At 55.0% G+C, this 16,754-nt stretch carries 14 protein-coding genes; 9 read left to right on the top strand and 5 right to left on the bottom strand.

Annotated elements, in window-relative coordinates; all coding sequences use genetic code 11:
- The 4 genes from B3I26_RS14825 to B3I26_RS14810 all read right to left on the bottom strand — a co-directional run bounded on the left by B3I26_RS14825 (position 1) and on the right by B3I26_RS14810 (position 4,430).
- Positions 1-1,695: a flavin monoamine oxidase family protein gene (locus B3I26_RS14825; RefSeq protein ID WP_296258617.1), complete on the bottom strand. Its 1,695-nt coding sequence runs from the start codon at positions 1,693-1,695 to the stop codon at positions 1-3.
- Positions 1,696-1,969: 274 nt separating this feature from the next.
- Entirely contained in the window at positions 1,970-2,431 is a 462-nt protein-coding gene (locus B3I26_RS14820; protein WP_296258616.1) for an Lrp/AsnC family transcriptional regulator, read from the bottom strand.
- A gap of 162 nt (positions 2,432-2,593) precedes the next feature.
- Positions 2,594-3,361: a class II aldolase/adducin family protein gene (locus B3I26_RS14815; protein WP_296258614.1), complete on the bottom strand. Its 768-nt coding sequence runs from the start codon at positions 3,359-3,361 to the stop codon at positions 2,594-2,596.
- Between the two features lie 31 nt (positions 3,362-3,392).
- Positions 3,393-4,430: an ABC transporter substrate-binding protein gene (locus B3I26_RS14810; protein ID WP_296258613.1), complete on the bottom strand. Its 1,038-nt coding sequence runs from the start codon at positions 4,428-4,430 to the stop codon at positions 3,393-3,395.
- 391 nt (positions 4,431-4,821) lie between these two features.
- On the opposite strand from B3I26_RS14810, the gene B3I26_RS14805 reads away from it, so the two are divergent.
- From B3I26_RS14805 to B3I26_RS14785, 5 genes are all read left to right on the top strand, one after another.
- On the top strand, positions 4,822-5,442 hold the full coding sequence (locus tag B3I26_RS14805) for a helix-turn-helix domain-containing protein (RefSeq protein WP_296258612.1): 621 nt from the start codon (positions 4,822-4,824) through the stop codon (positions 5,440-5,442).
- 178 nt (positions 5,443-5,620) lie between these two features.
- Positions 5,621-6,625: a 2-keto-3-deoxygluconate permease gene (locus tag B3I26_RS14800; protein ID WP_296258610.1), complete on the top strand. Its 1,005-nt coding sequence runs from the start codon at positions 5,621-5,623 to the stop codon at positions 6,623-6,625.
- On the top strand, positions 6,622-7,914 hold the full coding sequence (locus tag B3I26_RS14795) for a four-carbon acid sugar kinase family protein (protein WP_296258609.1): 1,293 nt from the start codon (positions 6,622-6,624) through the stop codon (positions 7,912-7,914). Before B3I26_RS14800 ends, B3I26_RS14795 begins: the two co-directional genes overlap by 4 nt.
- Positions 7,911-8,912, top strand: a complete 1,002-nt coding sequence (gene pdxA, locus B3I26_RS14790; RefSeq protein WP_296258607.1) for a 4-hydroxythreonine-4-phosphate dehydrogenase PdxA — start codon at positions 7,911-7,913, stop codon at positions 8,910-8,912. Before B3I26_RS14795 ends, pdxA begins: the two co-directional genes overlap by 4 nt.
- Before the next feature lie 78 nt (positions 8,913-8,990).
- On the top strand, positions 8,991-9,761 hold the full coding sequence (locus B3I26_RS14785) for a DeoR/GlpR family DNA-binding transcription regulator (protein WP_296258606.1): 771 nt from the start codon (positions 8,991-8,993) through the stop codon (positions 9,759-9,761).
- A gap of 100 nt (positions 9,762-9,861) precedes the next feature.
- Here B3I26_RS14785 and B3I26_RS14780 read toward each other — a convergent pair whose 3' ends face one another.
- Entirely contained in the window at positions 9,862-10,890 is a 1,029-nt protein-coding gene (locus B3I26_RS14780; protein ID WP_296258604.1) for an FUSC family protein, read from the bottom strand.
- Between the two features lie 274 nt (positions 10,891-11,164).
- Between B3I26_RS14780 and tnpB the strand changes: the two genes are divergently transcribed.
- The 4 genes from tnpB (at position 11,165) to drt3b (ending at position 16,647) form a co-directional block, all read left to right on the top strand.
- The gene (gene tnpB, locus B3I26_RS14775; RefSeq protein WP_296258602.1) at positions 11,165-11,524 is read left to right on the top strand and encodes an IS66 family insertion sequence element accessory protein TnpB; all 360 of its coding nucleotides are present in this window, start codon (positions 11,165-11,167) and stop codon (positions 11,522-11,524) included.
- 18 nt (positions 11,525-11,542) lie between these two features.
- On the top strand, positions 11,543-13,054 hold the full coding sequence (gene tnpC / locus B3I26_RS14770; RefSeq protein WP_296258601.1) for an IS66 family transposase: 1,512 nt from the start codon (positions 11,543-11,545) through the stop codon (positions 13,052-13,054).
- A 211-nt stretch (positions 13,055-13,265) separates the two neighbouring features.
- Positions 13,266-14,612, top strand: a complete 1,347-nt coding sequence (gene drt3a, locus B3I26_RS14765; RefSeq protein WP_296258600.1) for an antiviral reverse transcriptase Drt3a — start codon at positions 13,266-13,268, stop codon at positions 14,610-14,612.
- Positions 14,605-16,647 carry an antiviral reverse transcriptase Drt3b gene (gene drt3b, locus B3I26_RS14760; RefSeq protein ID WP_296258599.1) on the top strand — a complete coding sequence of 681 codons (2,043 nt, stop codon included), beginning with the start codon at positions 14,605-14,607 and terminating at the stop codon, positions 16,645-16,647. Before drt3a ends, drt3b begins: the two co-directional genes overlap by 8 nt.
- Positions 16,648-16,754 lie beyond the last annotated feature (107 nt).

Raw genomic sequence — 16,754 nt, 5'->3', positions numbered from 1 at the left:
TTATTCAGGCAAAACGATCGGGCCGATTTCGTGGAACACGTCACCAGGCCCCGGGTTTTCAGCATGAGTCTTGCCGCCGAAGTGGGTCATGATGCCCCACACCGCATTGAGCGAGGTCTGCACCGCGCCCTCGACCCAGGCCGGTGTCCAGGAAACGTCGTCACCGGCGATGAAAATGCCGCGCTGCTCGTCAGGCATATCCTTTTGCATGAAGTGCGCATACATGCGCTGGTTGTAGCGGTAGTGACCCGGCAGCGCGCCCTTGAAGGCACCGAGGAAGTGCGGATCGGATTCCCACGACACGGTGATCGGATCTCCGATGATCCGCGCGGCGATATCCACTTTCGGATAGATCTTTTTCAGCGCACCTAACGCCAGGCTGACGCGTTTTTCCACCGGATGCGGCAGCATTTTCAGTGCATCACTCATCCACGAGTACGACAGACAAATCACGCCCGGTTTTTCAACGCCATTGGAGTAGGTGCCGTTATCGAACAGGTAAGTGCCCCGGGTCAGGCGGTCGGTGAGTGTCATGCTCATCAGGTCGCGGCCGGTTTCCGGGTCTTTGTCTTTCCAGAAGGGGCGGTCGACCATCACGAAGGTTTTCGAGGACTGCATGTAGCGCGTACGGTCGAGCGCCATCCACATTTTCTGTGAGAACAGCGACTCTTCGCACTCGATCTGGGTGGTCAGCAACCAGCTCTGGCAAGTTGCCAGGACCGCGTCGTAATGCCGGGTATCCCCCAGATTATCAGTGACCGCAAATTGCCCATCGGCGGCACGCGCAATGCGTTTCACACCGGTTCGCGGCGCGCCACGATGCAGGCTGGACAGGGTAGTGCCTTGCGGCCAGTGCGCGCAGCGTTCGGGTGCATGGCGCCAGATACCCAATGGAACCTGGCCCACGCCGCCGACGATCAGGTGCTGGTGGTCGTCGCAATTGGTCATGACGACCCGGAAAATTTCCAGCATTGAGTTGGGAAAATCAGAATCCCAGCCGCCGGTACCAAAGCCGACCTGGCCGAACACTTCACGGTGATAGAACGACAGCTTGGCGAACGCCTTGGAAGTGGCGACGAAGTCATAGAACGTGCGGTCGTCCCACAACGGCACCAGCTTGTCCCACAGTTCCTTGAGGCGAGGAACGTCACGATCGCGGATGGCCTGCTGAATCTCGGCGAACTGCGCGCCATCTTCCAGCGCGTCAGCCCAGGCGTCAGCGACTTCCTGAAACAGCGCGGGCAAGTCCGACAGCTTTTGTGCGTAATGCGTGCTGCCTTCCAGGTCGATCACGGTACTGCCGGACGCGGCGGTCAGCGGATTGGGGAAGGGCTTGGATTCCAGCCCGAGTTTATCCACGTAGTGATAAAAGGCCGTGGACGACACCGGGAAGCGCATACCGCCCAGCTCGGCGATGACGCCTTCGGCCCCCTCGAACGACTGCGAACGCAGTCGGCCGCCCATTTTCGAGGCCTCATAGACCACAGGCTTCAGACCCAGCTTCATCAATTCATAGGCGGCAACCAAGCCGGCAATGCCTGCGCCCACAATCGCCACCTCTTTGCCCAGGTTGTCGCTCGGGATACTGCCCAGGCCTGCGGGATGCTCGATCCAGTCGTCGAAGGCAAACGGGAAGTCCGGGCCAAAAATCGTGATCGGTTTTTTGCCGTCGGCGGGGTGGCGATTGTTGTTCATGACTGACCTTGTTCGACTGAGGCGCGAAAAAGGGAAGTCTAGATAACTGTGAAGACAGTAATAAGGAGCAGAGTGTCGTCGTTATGTAGAGATTTTAAGCAAAATGACGAACCGAGCCATCGCTTTGACGTGTTCTGCTTCCGTGCCGATGCACATAGCCCTGTAGCATCCCGGCTTGCCTGATAGGCGTCCTAATAAATGTCGCCCTCAGCAATCCAGAGTGCTACGAGGGTTGGCGGCATCCAGAGAAGCGCATGTTGTCTTTGACACTCGGTTAGACCGGCTGCCCACGATCGATCTTGCTGCTGAGGATGATCGACGTGGTGGTCTTTTCGACGCCATCCACGCTGCCGATCAGATCCAGCAGTTGATCCAGCTGTTCCGGCGAATCGGTGCGCAGCCACGCCACGTAATCGAACTCCCCACTGACCGCACACAACTGCTGCACCTGCGCCAGAGCAGTCAGGCGGCGCAATACTTCCTTGCCCGAACGCGGTTGCACGGTAATCCCGACATAGGCTTGCAATCCGCCGTCGACCACGCGCTGACTCAACCGCACGCCGTATCCGGTGATGATCTTGCTCTTTTCCAGGCGCGCCAGGCGGGAGGTGACAGTGGTGCGGGCGATGCCCAGTTGACGGGCGAGATTGGCCACCGGCTCACGCGCATTGATTTGCAGCGCGGCGACCAGTTGTCGATCGATGTCATCGAGGGCGGGTGGGCGTGTGTCGGACAAGGGGCATCTCCTTCGGCAAGCGGGTGATGTTACCCGCTACCGAGGATTGATGCAGGCACCCGGTTCATGTCATGTAGACCCTTGCCGAGCACGCGGCTAGTCGGCGCATATTTGAAGTTTGCGCTCGTCGGCCAACCGCGCACGTCTACAGATGATGACGCATCAGTTTTTGTAATCCGGTGCCACACGGTCCAGCATCCGCAGCAATGCCGCCCAAGCGAAATCCGTGGCATCCGCGTCGCTTAGCTCACCTTCGGCAACCGCTTGCCCCGGCGCGTTGAACTGCCTTTCAGTGCGCAGGCACACCTGCTCCGGCGGCAAGTGCAGACTGCCACCTGCCTGAGCAGCGATCTGGATTTCGCAGGCTTTTTCCAGGTAGTACATGCGCAAGAACGCCTGTTTCACGCTGCTGCCCACCGTTAGCAATCCGTGATTGCGCAGGATCATCACCGAGTTCTCGCCCAGATCCGCGACCAAACGCTGCTGTTCACTGAAGTCCAAGGCAATGCCTTCGTAGTCGTGATAGCCGACGCGGCCGTAGAACTCCATCGAGATCTGGTTCACCGGCAACAGCCCGCCTGCCTGCGCGGCCACCGCACAACCGGCCCTGGTGTGGGTGTGCAACACGCACTGGGCATCTTCCCGGGCACGGTGGATCGCGCTGTGAATCACAAAACCCGCCGGATTGACCGGGTACTGCGAAGCCTCCACTTTGTTGCCGTCCAGGTCGATTTTCACCAGGTTCGATGCGCTGATTTCCTCGAACATCAGCCCATATGGGTTGATCAGGAAATGGTGCTCCGGCCCCGGTATCCGCAGGGACAGGTGAGTGAAAATCAGATCGGTCATCCGGTAGTGTGCGATCAGGCGATAGCAGGCTGCCAATTCCTGCCGCAGTTGCCATTCCTGCGGGCTGTACGCGTGTGTCATTTGTCCTCCGATAATGTCGGCCTTGGTCAGCTCAATGGGCCAACCAGGCATTCAGACGTTCTTCCAGTTCTTCACCATGGTCGACCCAGAACGCGATGTTCAATGGCATCGCCACAGCCATGTTCTGGGGCGAGGTGGGAATCCAGGGCGCCTTGCTCGGGTCCAGTTTGTCGCTCAACGCCTTGTTGGTCACGCCGTACGCGATGGCTTGGGAAAAGGCCTGCTGCGGGGCCGTTTCGTTGGCATAGGCGATAAATGTGTTCGCTGCATCCTTGTGCTGCGAGCCTTTGACGATGGTCCAGTAATCCATGCTGTACAGCGAGCCTTTCCAGATCGGCGCGACTTTCAGGCCCTCGCTGGCAGCCACCGCGCCACGACCGCTGAAGGTGGTGGTCATGACGATGTCTCCCGAGGCAAGCCACTGCATCGGTTGCGACCCCGCTTCCCACCACTGAATGTACGGCTTGAGCTTGTCCAGCTTGGCGAACGCACGATCGACCCCGGATTTGGTGTTGAGCTCTTTATAGATGTCCGCGGCAGGCACACCATCGGCCAGCAACGCATATTCGAGGGTGTACATGGCACCTTTGCGCAGCCCACGTTTGCCGGGGTATTTATCGGTGTCCCAGAAGTCCGCCCAACCGGTCGGCGCGGTTTTAACCTTATCGGTGGCGTACACCAGCGGCATCCCCCAGACCAGCGCCGCCGAGCCACATTCCTGCTGAGCACCTTCGATCAACTGCTGGCCGCCCGCCAGCTTGGGCCACGCAAGCTTCTCGAACAGTCCCTCCGCACAGCCGCGCTCAAGGTCTGGCGCCTCGACCTGCACCACGTCCCAGTCAGCGTGGCCGGTTTCGGCCATGACCTTGATCTTGGCCATTTCGCCGTTGTATTCGGTCTGCACCACGCTGACGCCGGCCTGTTTGGCGAAGGGTTGGAAGAGGGTGGTGTTCTGGATTTTTTGCGCCGCGCCGCCGAAGCCGACGATGACCAGGTTCTCTGCGGCAACTGCCGACAAAGGAGAAAGCATCAACACTGCACACGCAATTTTCAGGTTCTTACTGTTCATCGACATCTTCCTTACGGCCGTAGGGCTCTTTTTCGTAGCAAAGGCGCACGCGAGCACGCCCTGGCTGGATAGGGGTAATGGGATAGAAACAGGCAATGATTTGAAAAACGGGGAAGCTGGCGCTGTAGATCCGCGATGGCTGCTGGGGCATCCGGCGGCATGGTTTTTTATTATTTTCGCCGACAGTATCGAGTGTGGGCGTTCGCCAGAGCCTAATCCAGGCTCGATGAAAAAAGAAGAGACCGATGACTATTTTGTGAAAAAAAGACTCAAATTTTCACTGAGGGTAAAGATACGCTTCACTTGCTAACGCCGCATCGACTAATTGTCGCCATTGCCGCTTAAACTGCGCCACGTTTCGCGCACCCAGCAAACAGGCACCGAGGTCATCATGAGTGAAGGAAAGATCAGTGATAACGCCAGGAAGGCGAATTCGGTAGGCAATGACCTGAGCGCTGGCGAGAGCTTTCTCGGAGAGCGCATTCGTGGCCTGCGCAAGCGGCAGGGCCTGACACTTGCGCAACTGGCCCGTCTGAGCGAGTTGTCGGTGGGTTACATCAGCCAGTTGGAGCGCGACCTGTCGCGGCCCTCCGTGGACACCCTGTTGAGAATCGGTCGTTGCCTGGGCGTGAATATCCAATGGTTTTTTTCCACCAGGTCCGAGGTCAGCGAAGCCGATGCAGGTTATGTGGTGCGCAAGGGTGCCCGCCAGAACATCCATTACGACGACGGCATCTACGATCAATTGCTTACCCCAAGTCCCAGCGGGCAGATCGAGATGGTTCACTCGCGTTTCCCACCCGGTGCCTACAACCGCACCAGTTATACCCATGAGGGCGAAGAAGTTGGCTACGTGCTGAGCGGTGCTTTCGAGCTCTGGGTAGGCGATAAGCACTTCCTGCTCGGTGAGGGCGATAGTTTCCGCTTCGCCAGCAACGAGCCCCATCGTTACGGAAACCCCGGTGAGACCGACGCCGTAGTGCTGTGGGTCATTACCCCGCCGACTTACTGATCTCAGTAGTCCAGCTACTTGTAAAAAATGCTCGAAACGATCATTTTTATGATTGGTTTGCGCGGTTTGTTAGGATCGAATAAGCTGTTTTGCGTAATCTGATCAAAAAAATGATCGTTTTGCTCATATTCAGACATCCAGCACTTCGTCGTACCCATAAAAACAAGGAGCGCTCACCGTGGCCCAGATTCCTATCAAGCGCAGTATCGAACGTGTACCCGGGGGCATGATGATTGTGCCGCTGCTGATTGGCTCGCTCGTCGCGACCTTCCTGCCCGACATGCCGAAATTCTTCGGTTCCTTCACCAATGCGTTGTTCACCGGTTCGCTGCCGATCCTGGCGGTGTTTTACGTGTGCATGGGTGCAAGCATCGACATCAAGGCCACGCCGTATTTGCTGAAAAAAGGTGGGGTGTTGTTTGGCACCAAGGTCGGCACCGCGATTCTCATCGGCGTAATCATGGGCCACTTCCTGGGGGAGCAGCCAATTACATCGGGCATCTTCGCCGGGCTTTCGACCCTCGCCGTCGTCGCTGCAATGAACGACACCAATGGCGGTCTGTACATGGCGCTAATGGGCCAATACGGGCGTTCCGAAGACGTCGGTGCCTATTCGGTGATGTCGCTGGAATCGGGGCCGTTCCTGACCATGGTGACGTTGGGGGTTGCAGGCTTGGCAGCGTTTCCCTGGCCGACGCTGGTGGGTGCGATTCTGCCATTGCTGCTGGGCATGTTGCTGGGCAATCTGGATCGCGAAATGCGCGATTTTCTGGCCAAGGCCGTGCCGGTGATGATCCCATTCTTTGCGCTGGCACTGGGCGCAAGCCTGGATCTGCACAAGGTCTGGCAAGCAGGCTTGCTGGGTATTGGCCTCGGCCTGGCGGTCGTCGTGTTGACCGGCATCCCGTTGTACTTTGCCGATCGCGTTTCGGGCGGTACCGGCGTCGCGGGGGTGGCGGCTGCAAACACCGCGGGTAATGCAGCAGCCGTTCCTGCGCTCGTGGCCGCAGCCAACCCGGTGTACACCGAAGCAGCCAGCTCTGCGACGTTGCTGGTCGCGGCTTGCGTGGTGGTCACCGCTGTACTGTCGCCGATTCTTACGGCGTCAGTCGCCAAACGCTACAAAGAGCGTCACCCTGAAAAACAGGTGAGCGTCAGCGTGGAGCGGGAGGTGATTCGATGACGATGCTGATCATCGCGGACGATCTCTCGGGGGCGGCCGATTGCGCGATTGCCTTTGCCAGCGCCGGTCTGAGCACGGTGGTGACCCTCGACGCAGCCCACGATATCGGTGATGCCAGCGTGGTTGCCATCGACACCGATACACGTCGACTGTCGCAGACTCAAGCCGGCGCGCGCACCTTAACGGCCTTTCAAACCCTGCTCAAACCTGGGCAGCGCCTCTACAAGAAAATTGATTCCACACTGCGTGGCAATTGGGCCGTGGAGGTCGCGGCACTCGCGCCGTATGCGGGTCTTGCGATCATCGCGCCAGCCTTCCCCGCCACGGGCCGTACCACGTTGCAGGGCAAGGTGCTGGTCAATGGTCAGCCGCTGGAGAGCACGGACACCTGGAAGCTCGAACATGCCGACCGTTCAGCCGATATCGCTTCAATGCTCCAAGAGGTCGGCCTGTGCGTGGCCACGCTGACCCTGAAGACCCTGCGCGGTGATCCTGCCGTGTTGGCGCAGCACATCTCCTCGGTCGCAAACAGCGAGGTTCGCGCGCTGATCATCGACGCGCAAATCTCCGAGGATCTGCAGACCCTGGCGAGAGTGACTGCAGCGATGGCCGAACCGCTTTTCTGGGTGGGTTCAGGTGGTTTGGCTCGGGAACTGGCGGCGCTGCCGGAACTCGCCTGCGCGTCTGGTCAGGCGCCGATTGCAGCCCGTGAGAAACACGCACCCACGCTGGTGCTGGTTGGCAGCTTGTCCAGCGTGTCCGAACGTCAATGCGCGATGCTTAAGGAACGCACATCCATCGGCGAGCTGATCGTACCGCCCGCCGTGTTACGCCAGGGCATCTCCCACGGCGACTGGGCGGGTTGGGGCATGCGTATCGGCCAATACCTGCGTCGTGGTGACGATCTGCTGTTGCGCATCGGCCGTGATGAAGCGTTTGACCCTGCGGAAGGTGCGCGTCTGTCGACGTTGCTGGCCGCCATGGTGCGTCCGCACTTCGCCCATGTCGGCGGTCTGGTCGCCACTGGCGGCGAAACGGCCCGCGCCATGTTGGGCGCAGTCGGCATCGGCAGCCTGCAACTGCTTTGTGAAATCGAAGCGGGCGTTGCGTTCGGACACCCGATTACAGGCCGCGACGGCCATCGTCCAGGTGTGGTGACCAAAGCCGGTGCGTTCGGCACCGACCACGCGCTGTACGCCGCCTGGCTGTACATGAATAACGCCGTAGAGCCTGCGCAATACACCGCAGGCTCCGACTTGAATCCCGCGCTACAAGGTAAACAATCATGAACAACTATTTGCCCATCATTGGCATCACCATGGGCGACGCCACTGGCGTTGGTCCTGAAATCATCGTCAAGAGCCTGACCCACGACGTGGTTTATCAGCAATGCCGCCCGTTAGTGATCGGCGATGCCGCACGGCTGGAGCTGGCTAACGAAATCGTCAAAGGCAGCGCCAGGATTCGTCGTATCAAAGAGGCGTCCGAGGCTCAGTACCAGCCAGGGATCATCGATTGTATCGACCTGAACCTGATCCCTGCCGACCTGCCTTTCGGCCAACTGTCGCCAATTGCCGGTGACGGCGCCTACCAGTACATCGCCCGCGCCGTGCAACTGGCCGAAGCCGGCCAGATCGATGCGATCTGCACCGCGCCACTGAACAAGGAAGCGCTGCATGCCGGCGGCCATAAATACCCGGGTCATACCGAGATGCTCGCGCACCTGACCCATGTCGATGAGGTCTCGATGATGCTAGTGGCGCCGCAATTGCGGGTCATTCACGTCACCACCCACATCGGTATCATCGATGCGATTCGCAAGATCGAGCCCGGTCTGGTCCAGCGCACCATCGAGCGCGGTAACGCGACATTGATCAAGGCCGGCATCGCCAGGCCGCGCATCGGAGTTTGCGGCATCAACCCGCATGCCGGTGAAAACGGTCTGTTCGGCTACGGTGAGGAAGAGGAAAAGATCATTCCGGCGGTGAAGCTGTTGCAGGAGCAAGGTTTGGATGTGACCGGCCCACTGCCAGCCGATACCTTGTTTTTCCGGGCGGGCCGCGGGGATTTCGATCTGGTGGTGGCGATGTACCACGACCAGGGCCACGGCCCGGTGAAGGTCCTCGGCCTGGAAGCTGGCGTGAACGTGACAGTCGGTCTGGAAGTGATTCGGACGTCGGTGGACCACGGCACTGCATTCGACATCGCGGGCAAGGGGATCGCCGACGAGCGCAGTCTGCTCGAAGCGCTGCGTCAAGGGGCGGAGCTCGCTACGCGTCGGGGGTAACGTGCTGCGGCAGGCGGGAGGTGAGCAGGTGCGGCCTGGTCGTGTAAGATCATCGGCCTTTGCTCCACGAGGCCGTCCATGAAAGCCACTGACCGTCATCGCGCCATTCTCGAATTGGTGCGCGCCCGCGACACCAACGTCGAGCAGCTGAGCGCCGCGCTTGGCGTGTCGGAGGCCACCGTGCGGCGCGACCTGACCATGCTCGCCAAGCAGCGGCACCTGGTGCGCACCCATGGTGGCGCCACGGCGCTGATTGGTGTGCATGAACCGGAAGCGTCGCTGGAAGAACGCAAGGCTGCACAACGCGACCAGAAAGACGCAATCGCCAAGGCCGCTGCGCTGCACGTCGTCGATGGCGACACCGTACTGCTCGACGGTGGCACCACCTGCGCGGCACTGGCATTGCATTTGTGTTCAAGGCAAAACGTGCACGTCGTTACCAACAATCTGCTGGCGGTGATGACCTTGGCCAACGCCCCGGGTATTCGCTTGACCCTGATTGGCGGTGACCTGCGTGGGTCCAGCATGAGCACGCTCGGCCCGCTCGCGGAACTCACGCTCAGCCGTTTGAGCGTCGACAAAGCGTTTATGGGGGCCGACGGTGTGGTGGCCGAGTTCGGTTTGTGCGAGGCGAGCGATCAGCAGGCTTACCTTAAGGAGTGCATCATCAAGCGCGCCGCGCAGGTCTTCGTCCTGGCCGATGCCGACAAGCTCGGCCGCGCCCGGCAGCAACACTGGACGCCCCTTGAGCGCGAGTGGACGTTGATCACTTCATCCGACGCAGATGAAGCGCGCCTTGCGCCATTCCGTATGGTGCAGCAGATTGTGGTCCAGACTGTCAGCGCCTGAGCGTGGTTGTTGCGGGGCGTGATCCATTCCGCGTTTCACGTGAAGGCGCGCTCACACAGTCCGGCGGATACCCGCGAAGCCCAGTTGGGTGGTTAATAACTCAAATCTTCCACTTCTTCGAAGTCTTCGCCAGCCGTTGCTGCAACCCTTCGATGTTCAGCGCCAATTGATGATTCATCAACTGATAACCCAGCAGTTCCGCTGAACAGGCCGGCGTTTCCGGGCCCATCGCCAGGGATTCGGTCGGCCGCCCCAGACGCTCCGTGGCTCCGCTTTGAAGAGCGCGCGCCATGCCGACCAGCATGCGCCGAATCCGACGCTGCTCTGCGTTCATGCCCGCATTGCCCATATCTGCAGGACGCAGATTGGAAAGGATTTCCAGCGTGCTCAGGCACATGCGGAAATGCCCCTGAATGGCGTCCAGTTCGACCAGTGAAATCTTCACCTCCTTGGACACCGAAGGGATAAGCGAACGCAGTTGCAGCATCGTCCCGTTCAGCCGGGCGGTCAGCTTGCGATGCTCGTCAGCAGTAATCGACTGTCCGCTGCTGATACGTTCGTAAACCTTCGCACAGTCACGCAAGCCGGAGGCCAGGTTATAGCGCCAGGAATACACCGCATACAGCGGCAGCGCGAAGGAAAACGCCAGCGCGAGCGCAATACCGATCAGAATATCCACCGTGCGCCACAGCCCATCGGTGATCGGATTGTCGCCATGACCGGCCACGATAAACAGCGTAATCGCCGACAGCAATGCCGTATAACCGCCCTTGCCGATGGCGTGATAAGCGAAGAAACCGCAGATCAACGACATGATCACGTACGTCAGCAACGGCATGCCCAGATAACTCTCCTGCGCCACCACCACCAAACCCAACGCCGCACCAATCAACGTCCCGTAAGCACGCTCTACCGACTTCTTGCCGATATTGCCGTGATGCTGCAACCCGCCGATCACGATCAGCATCGTCACCGACGCCCACTCGCCGTGGGGCAGATTGATGCCGGTGGTCAGCAGTATCGAAACCAACAGACCGACCACAATGCGCCCGGCGTGGATATAACGCGCGTGACGGTAGCGGCGGTAAGGGTCCAGAAGAGGGCGCAGCAGGCGGCGGAATAAGAGCATGGGTGTGTTCATGGGGTTACAGACCGTCGAACGGGTGAATATATCCTGCAGAAACACAAAAGCCGCGCAATGCGCGGCTTTTGAAGGTGGTGGGCCCACACGGACTCGAACCGTGGACCAAAGGATTATGAGTGTGTAAGCAAAGCCAAGTATCTACAGAAATTGTACATAAGCTAGCGTAGGTACAACGTAAGCGCTCCATAAACCCCACATTCAAAGCCGCTGCTTGATCCCGGATGCTGTGCTCCCGATTTCTTTTTGGAGCCCGCCAACCATGATGCGTCCCGATGCAAAAGTCGAAAAAGTGTACCTGTACCCCAAGCCCGTCGACTTCCGAAAATCCATTTACGGCCTGGCTGCCCTGGTCGAGCTGGACATCAAGGTCGCGGTCTTCGACCCAGTGCTTTTTGTCTTCCTCAACAAGCCTCGCAACCGCGTGAAGATCTTGTACTGGGAGCGCAACGGCTTCTGCCTTTGGCTCAAACGCCTGGAGTCCGAGCGCTTCAAAACGTCGCCCGACGTGACGGACGAAGCGATTGTCCTGACTGTCCAGGAACTCAACTGGATGCTCGACGGTTTTGACCTCTGGCGTAACCGTCCTCATCAGGTTTTGACGCCGCGATTCGTGGCCTGATTCTGTATAATCCAGGGCATGAATTCTGTGCCCGAAAACCTCCCTGACGATCTTCAACTTCTCAAGCAGATGCTTGCGAAGATGCAGTCGCGGGTCGGTTTTCTTGAAGAGGAAAACGCGCTGCTGCGTCAGCGCTTGTTCGGGCGCAAGTCCGAGCAGACAGCCGATCCTGCTACCCCACAGCTTGCCCTTTTCAATGACGCAGAAAACATCGCCGACGTTGCCGACGAAGATGCAGAAGAAGAGGTCGTCGCTCCCACCAAGCGCCGAGGTAAACGCAAGCCGCTACCTGCCGATCTGCCGCGCGTCGAGGTCATCCACGAACTGCCCGAGCACGAACTGACCTGTGTCTGCGGCTGCCGCAAGCACGCCATCGGCGAGGAGATCAGCGAGCAGCTTGAAATCGTCCCGATGCAGATCCGTGTCATCAAACACATCCGTAAAGTCTACGGTTGCCGCGACTGCGAGGCCGCTCCGGTCACTGCGGACAAGCCAGCTCAGTTGATTGAAAAAAGCATGGCCAGCCCGAGCGTTCTGGCGATGTTGCTGACCACCAAATATGTGGACGGTTTGCCGCTTCACCGCTTTGAAAAAGTACTGGGTCGCCACGGCATCGATATCCCGCGCCAAACCTTGGCTCGCTGGGTTATCCAGTGCGGTGCGCACTTCCAGCCGCTGCTGAATCTAATGCGCGATAGCCTGTTGGCCAGCCGCGTCATCCACTGCGATGAAACGCGGGTGCAGGTATTGAAAGAGCCTGATCGCGAGCCGAGCAGCCAATCATGGATGTGGGTGCAAACCGGCGGCCCACCGGATAAGCCGGTCATCCTTTTTGATTACTCCACCAGCCGAGCGCAGGAGGTGCCCACGCGCCTGCTCGATGGCTATCGTGGCTACGTCATGACCGATGATTATGCCGGTTACAACGCACTGGGCGCCCAAGCTGGAGTTGAGCGTTTAGGATGCTGGGCCCATGCGCGTCGTAAATTCGTTGAAGCACAGAAAGTGCAGCCCAAAGGGAAAACGGGGCGCGCGGATATCGCGCTGAATCTGATCAACAAGCTTTACGGCATCGAGCGCGATCTGAAGGCTTGCAGCGACGCTGAACGCAAAATCGGTCGTCACGAACAAAGCCTGCCGGTACTGGCTCAGTTGAAAAGCTGGATCGAAAAGACGCAGCCACAGGTCACCGCTCAGAATGCCCTGGGCAAAGCCATCAGTTACCTCGCAAGCAATTGGAGCAAGCTGGAACGATACGTCGAGGAAGGCTACCTGCCGATCGACAATAACGCCGCAGAGCGCGCGATCCGCCCCTTCGTGATTGGAAGGAAGAACTGGTTGTTCAGCGATACGCCCAAAGGCGCAACGGCCAGTGCTCAACTGTACAGCCTGGTCGAGACTGCCAAAGCCAACGGCCAGGAGCCTTATGTGTGGCTGCGCCACGCACTGGAACGCCTGCCGGCGGCCTCATCAGTTGAAGACTACGAAGCGCTGCTACCGTGGAACTGCTCGCCGGTATCACCTAGCTAAGCGCACCACCCATCATGAAGCTGGTGGGGCTTATGGAGCGCTTACGGTACAACAAGCCCAAAGCAACGGAGATAAAGGAGTTTACCGAAGGTTAACGAAATGTATCAGAACTGCTCTGTGTACTGATATTGTACCTCTTGGTAAGGACGCTGGAGAGGTCGTCATCCGACAGAGGGGCGCCTTTATGCGGTATTGACATGGAGAATTAGCAATGGATCAGACGGTAACTGTCAAGAATCTCAAGCGATTGTTTGATGAAGACCAGAAAAAAGGCGGCAGCCTTGAGCAGAAATTTTTTCCCGATGCCTTCGCTTTAAAGCGAAAGATCGCTTTTATAAAAAGATACTATAAATTCCTAAGGTCGAGACTTAAAAAAGCATTAATCACTGAAGAAAACTTTTTGGCACGGCATAGCCGTCTGCGTATGGCTTTAGACGCTAGGCGGGGAAAATATGATGTGGTTATAACTGATTTGTTGTCTTCAATTGCTGAGCTAATTAATAAAAAAGATTTTAGGCTTGCTGTTCATGCTCTTCCTGAATTGGTAAATGGTAAGCAGGTGTATAGTGTTGGCAGCACTATCGAGAGTATATTAGCCGCTAGGCATCTTCAAAAAATTCTTAAAGAGTTATACGGTATACGGTTGGCAGGTAGAGATCTGATAGTGAATCAGATTAAAAGCCTCGTTTTTGATGGGTTTCCAAAGTATGTAATTAAGGCAGATATAAGCTCCTTCTACGAGTCGGTCGATCATAAGTTGCTTCTGGAGCAGTTGCACGGATCTACAAAACTGTCGGTTTTGGTTAAGCGGCTTATTACTCGGGCAGTTAAAGATTACGTTTCTCTGTCTGGTTCTGAAAAAGGATTACCTCGAGGTATCGGAATTAGCGCGTACTTAGCTGAAATATACCTAGCGAAGGTTGATCAGGACCTAAGGCGGTCTAGCGATCTTGTGTACTACTCAAGATACGTCGATGATATGTTTCTTGTATATGCCCCGAGAAGGGCAGAGTGCACTGTTAGTTATCTTTCGGAATTGAAGGGTATTCTTGGTAGGAAGGGATTAGTTGTTAATAGTAAAACCGATGAGATTTCGTTTCTAACCGAGCAAAAAGGTAGCTTTGAGTATCTTGGATATGCATTCAAAGTCGACGGTGCCAGTAAAAAGGTGATGCTAAGTCATAAGAAGTGTGAAAAATATCGCGCGAGAGTCAAGAAAAGCTTTGATGAGTATAAAGCTAAGCAAGCGTGGATGAGGGATAAATCTTCAAAAGATCTGATTGCTAGAATTGGATTTTTAACATCCAACACCAGGCTGTTTAATCGCAAGAGTAATGCTTTTATTGGCGTATATTTCGGGAATAAATTTATAAATGATACAAAGCAACTCGTTGGTTTAGATCATTTTTTGAAACATCAGATTGGAATGCTCGATGATGAGCGTTTAAAGAGACGGCTCAGCCGCTACTCATTTGAGCTCGGCTTTAATAACAAGATTTTTAGAGAGTTTGATCCTAAAACTTTATCCGAGATGTCTCGAGGGTGGCTACATGGCTAAGAAAGCATTATCAATAAACTTCCCTGTAGAGCGAGCTGTCTTGTCCGATGTTTTGCCCTTTGAGGTTCCAATAGTATTTTCGAATCGGCATTTCTATAAGTTTCTCTGTGAGCACGGTGTTAGGTATAGTGATTTTACGTTCAGTTGGTTTGCTAAAGATGATGCGTTGGATGACCTGGTTAAACTAGTTGTCGGTGTCCCTGTTGGAAAAGAGGTTTCCCGAGTAGATAGGTCGGGCGTGCTATATTCCACCATGGTGTTAGAAAAGAGAGAGATTTCCTCTGTACCGTTTGCATTTTCCATTTCGCATAAGGAAGATCAGCTCAGGCATTTATCGTTAATACATCCTCGTGCCCAAATGTTAGTGGTCGATTTTTATGATGAGTTCAAAGACCTAATAATATATTTTTCGGGTAGGAGCGAATACAGCTTGCGCATGCCAAGGCGTGTGGCGGGCTGCACTTACATTGATGCTAGAGCGTTAATTGAAAAAAGAGAAACTAGCGATTCGGTTGTTGAGCTTGAAGGTGATGACTATGAAAATTTAAAATCTTTTTTTGTGTATGAGCGATTCAGTAATGTTTTTAAATTTTATGAATCTATAGAGCATTTAGAAGGTGAGAGAGAGTTTAGAAATCTGGCTAAGCTGGATGTTGCATCGTGCTTTGATCGAATATATACGCACTCAATTGCTTGGGCAATTTATAAAAAAGAATACGCAAAAAATAATCTTGGGGCGTTACCCGAAACGTTTCCAGGCCGATTTGACTGGTTGATGCAGAAACTAAACTACAACGAGACTAACGGTATAGTCATTGGGCCGGAGGTTTCTAGGGTTTTTGCTGAAGTGATTTTTCAAGCTGTCGATGTTGACGTGTCCAGAGCTCTTGAAGGAAAAGGATACTTCAATGGTAAACAATATCGCATATATAGATATGTTGACGATTTCTTTGTTTTTTATAATGATGAAAATGTTTTTGTTGATATCAAGTCGTGCCTTCAGGAATCGCTGAAGCTATATAAGCTCTCGTTAAATAAAAGCAAAGAGGAAGTTTTAGTAAGGCCAATTATAACGTCAATATCTATCGCGAAAAAAAGAATATCAGACCTGTTTAATGAGAAGCTTTGCTATGATCTTGAGCGTTTCGACAAGGATGGTGTTGAATCCTTTAAAGGCTCGATAAATATCAACCAGTTCGGTCTGATAACTGATTTCAAGTCAATTCTATCAATCTCTTCGGTTGAATATAAAGATGTTTTGAATTATTCGCTGTCGATCGTTGATAAGAAAGTGTCACGGATTATTTTTGATTACGAGCGGTTAGATCCTGATCATGCCTCTCCTAAACAATTGGCGGGCTCTGTAGAAGCTATCATCGGTTTTCTATTTTTTATTTATTCGGTTTCTCCTAAGGTTAATACTACCATTAAGCTTTGTCGGATAATGCAAAGGATTATTACTTTCGTAAGTAAGCATGAAGTAGGTAGGGAGCATTGTGCGTCTATATATCGACAGATTTTCGATTGTTGCTGTAGTGTGCTCGATCAGGCAGCTAGCACTAAGAATGTGCCCATTGAAACGCTTTATCTGCTTGTGTTGATGCGGCAGTTGGGTACTTCATATTGGTTGGATGAAAAAACTCTTGGTAAGTACTTTAATGTAGTGACTGTCGGTGATAGAAGAGAATTCGGTGCCGAGTTGAGTTACTTTTCGATTACTACTATGTTTTTCTATATGTCAGATAAGGTGAGATATTCTAACTTGAAGAAATTATTGATTCTTCATGTTCAGAATAAATTTGATGATCGCAAAAATAATTTGCCTGGTGATACAGAAATGTTGCACTTAGCCCTAGATATACTGTCTTGTCCATTCGTTGAGAATGATTTAAAGCGAAAAATTTTGGCTCTCTATGGGGTATCTGGCCAGAATTTCAGAAAGATCGCCGACTTTAACGATTTTTGGTTTACTAAATGGAAGGATTTCGATTTTTCCAGAGAGCTGGACGCTAAGATTAGTCAAGAGGTATACTGACGTCGATGCCTCATGCGCCTTAAAGGCTGTTTGCAGTCGCACACACCAGCATCATTGGCGGTCCGTCCTACGCATGGAGGTCTGCCATCGGACGGTCCGCATGAGCC

This window comes from Pseudomonas sp. UBA5706 (assembly GCF_002419965.1).
GTDB lineage: Bacteria > Pseudomonadota > Gammaproteobacteria > Pseudomonadales > Pseudomonadaceae > Aquipseudomonas.
Note: the sequence above shows the minus strand (reverse complement) of the source record. Positions and strands in the feature narration are given on the sequence as shown.

Bases quoted from the DNA above. Each gene is read 5' to 3' on its own strand.
- B3I26_RS14795 (WP_296258609.1), top strand. From the start codon at position 6,622: ATGACGATGCTGATCATCGCGGACGATCTCTCGGGGGCGGCCGATTGC.
- drt3b (WP_296258599.1), top strand. From the start codon at position 14,605: ATGGCTAAGAAAGCATTATCAATAAACTTCCCTGTAGAGCGAGCTGTC.
- B3I26_RS14805 (WP_296258612.1), top strand. From the start codon at position 4,822: ATGAGTGAAGGAAAGATCAGTGATAACGCCAGGAAGGCGAATTCGGTA.
- B3I26_RS14785 (WP_296258606.1), top strand. From the start codon at position 8,991: ATGAAAGCCACTGACCGTCATCGCGCCATTCTCGAATTGGTGCGCGCC.
- drt3a (WP_296258600.1), top strand. From the start codon at position 13,266: ATGGATCAGACGGTAACTGTCAAGAATCTCAAGCGATTGTTTGATGAA.
- B3I26_RS14825 (WP_296258617.1), bottom strand. From the start codon at position 1,695: ATGAACAACAATCGCCACCCCGCCGACGGCAAAAAACCGATCACGATT.
- B3I26_RS14780 (WP_296258604.1), bottom strand. From the start codon at position 10,890: ATGCTCTTATTCCGCCGCCTGCTGCGCCCTCTTCTGGACCCTTACCGC.
- B3I26_RS14810 (WP_296258613.1), bottom strand. From the start codon at position 4,430: ATGAACAGTAAGAACCTGAAAATTGCGTGTGCAGTGTTGATGCTTTCT.
- pdxA (WP_296258607.1), top strand. From the start codon at position 7,911: ATGAACAACTATTTGCCCATCATTGGCATCACCATGGGCGACGCCACT.
- tnpC (WP_296258601.1), top strand. From the start codon at position 11,543: ATGAATTCTGTGCCCGAAAACCTCCCTGACGATCTTCAACTTCTCAAG.
- B3I26_RS14815 (WP_296258614.1), bottom strand. From the start codon at position 3,361: ATGACACACGCGTACAGCCCGCAGGAATGGCAACTGCGGCAGGAATTG.
- tnpB (WP_296258602.1), top strand. From the start codon at position 11,165: ATGATGCGTCCCGATGCAAAAGTCGAAAAAGTGTACCTGTACCCCAAG.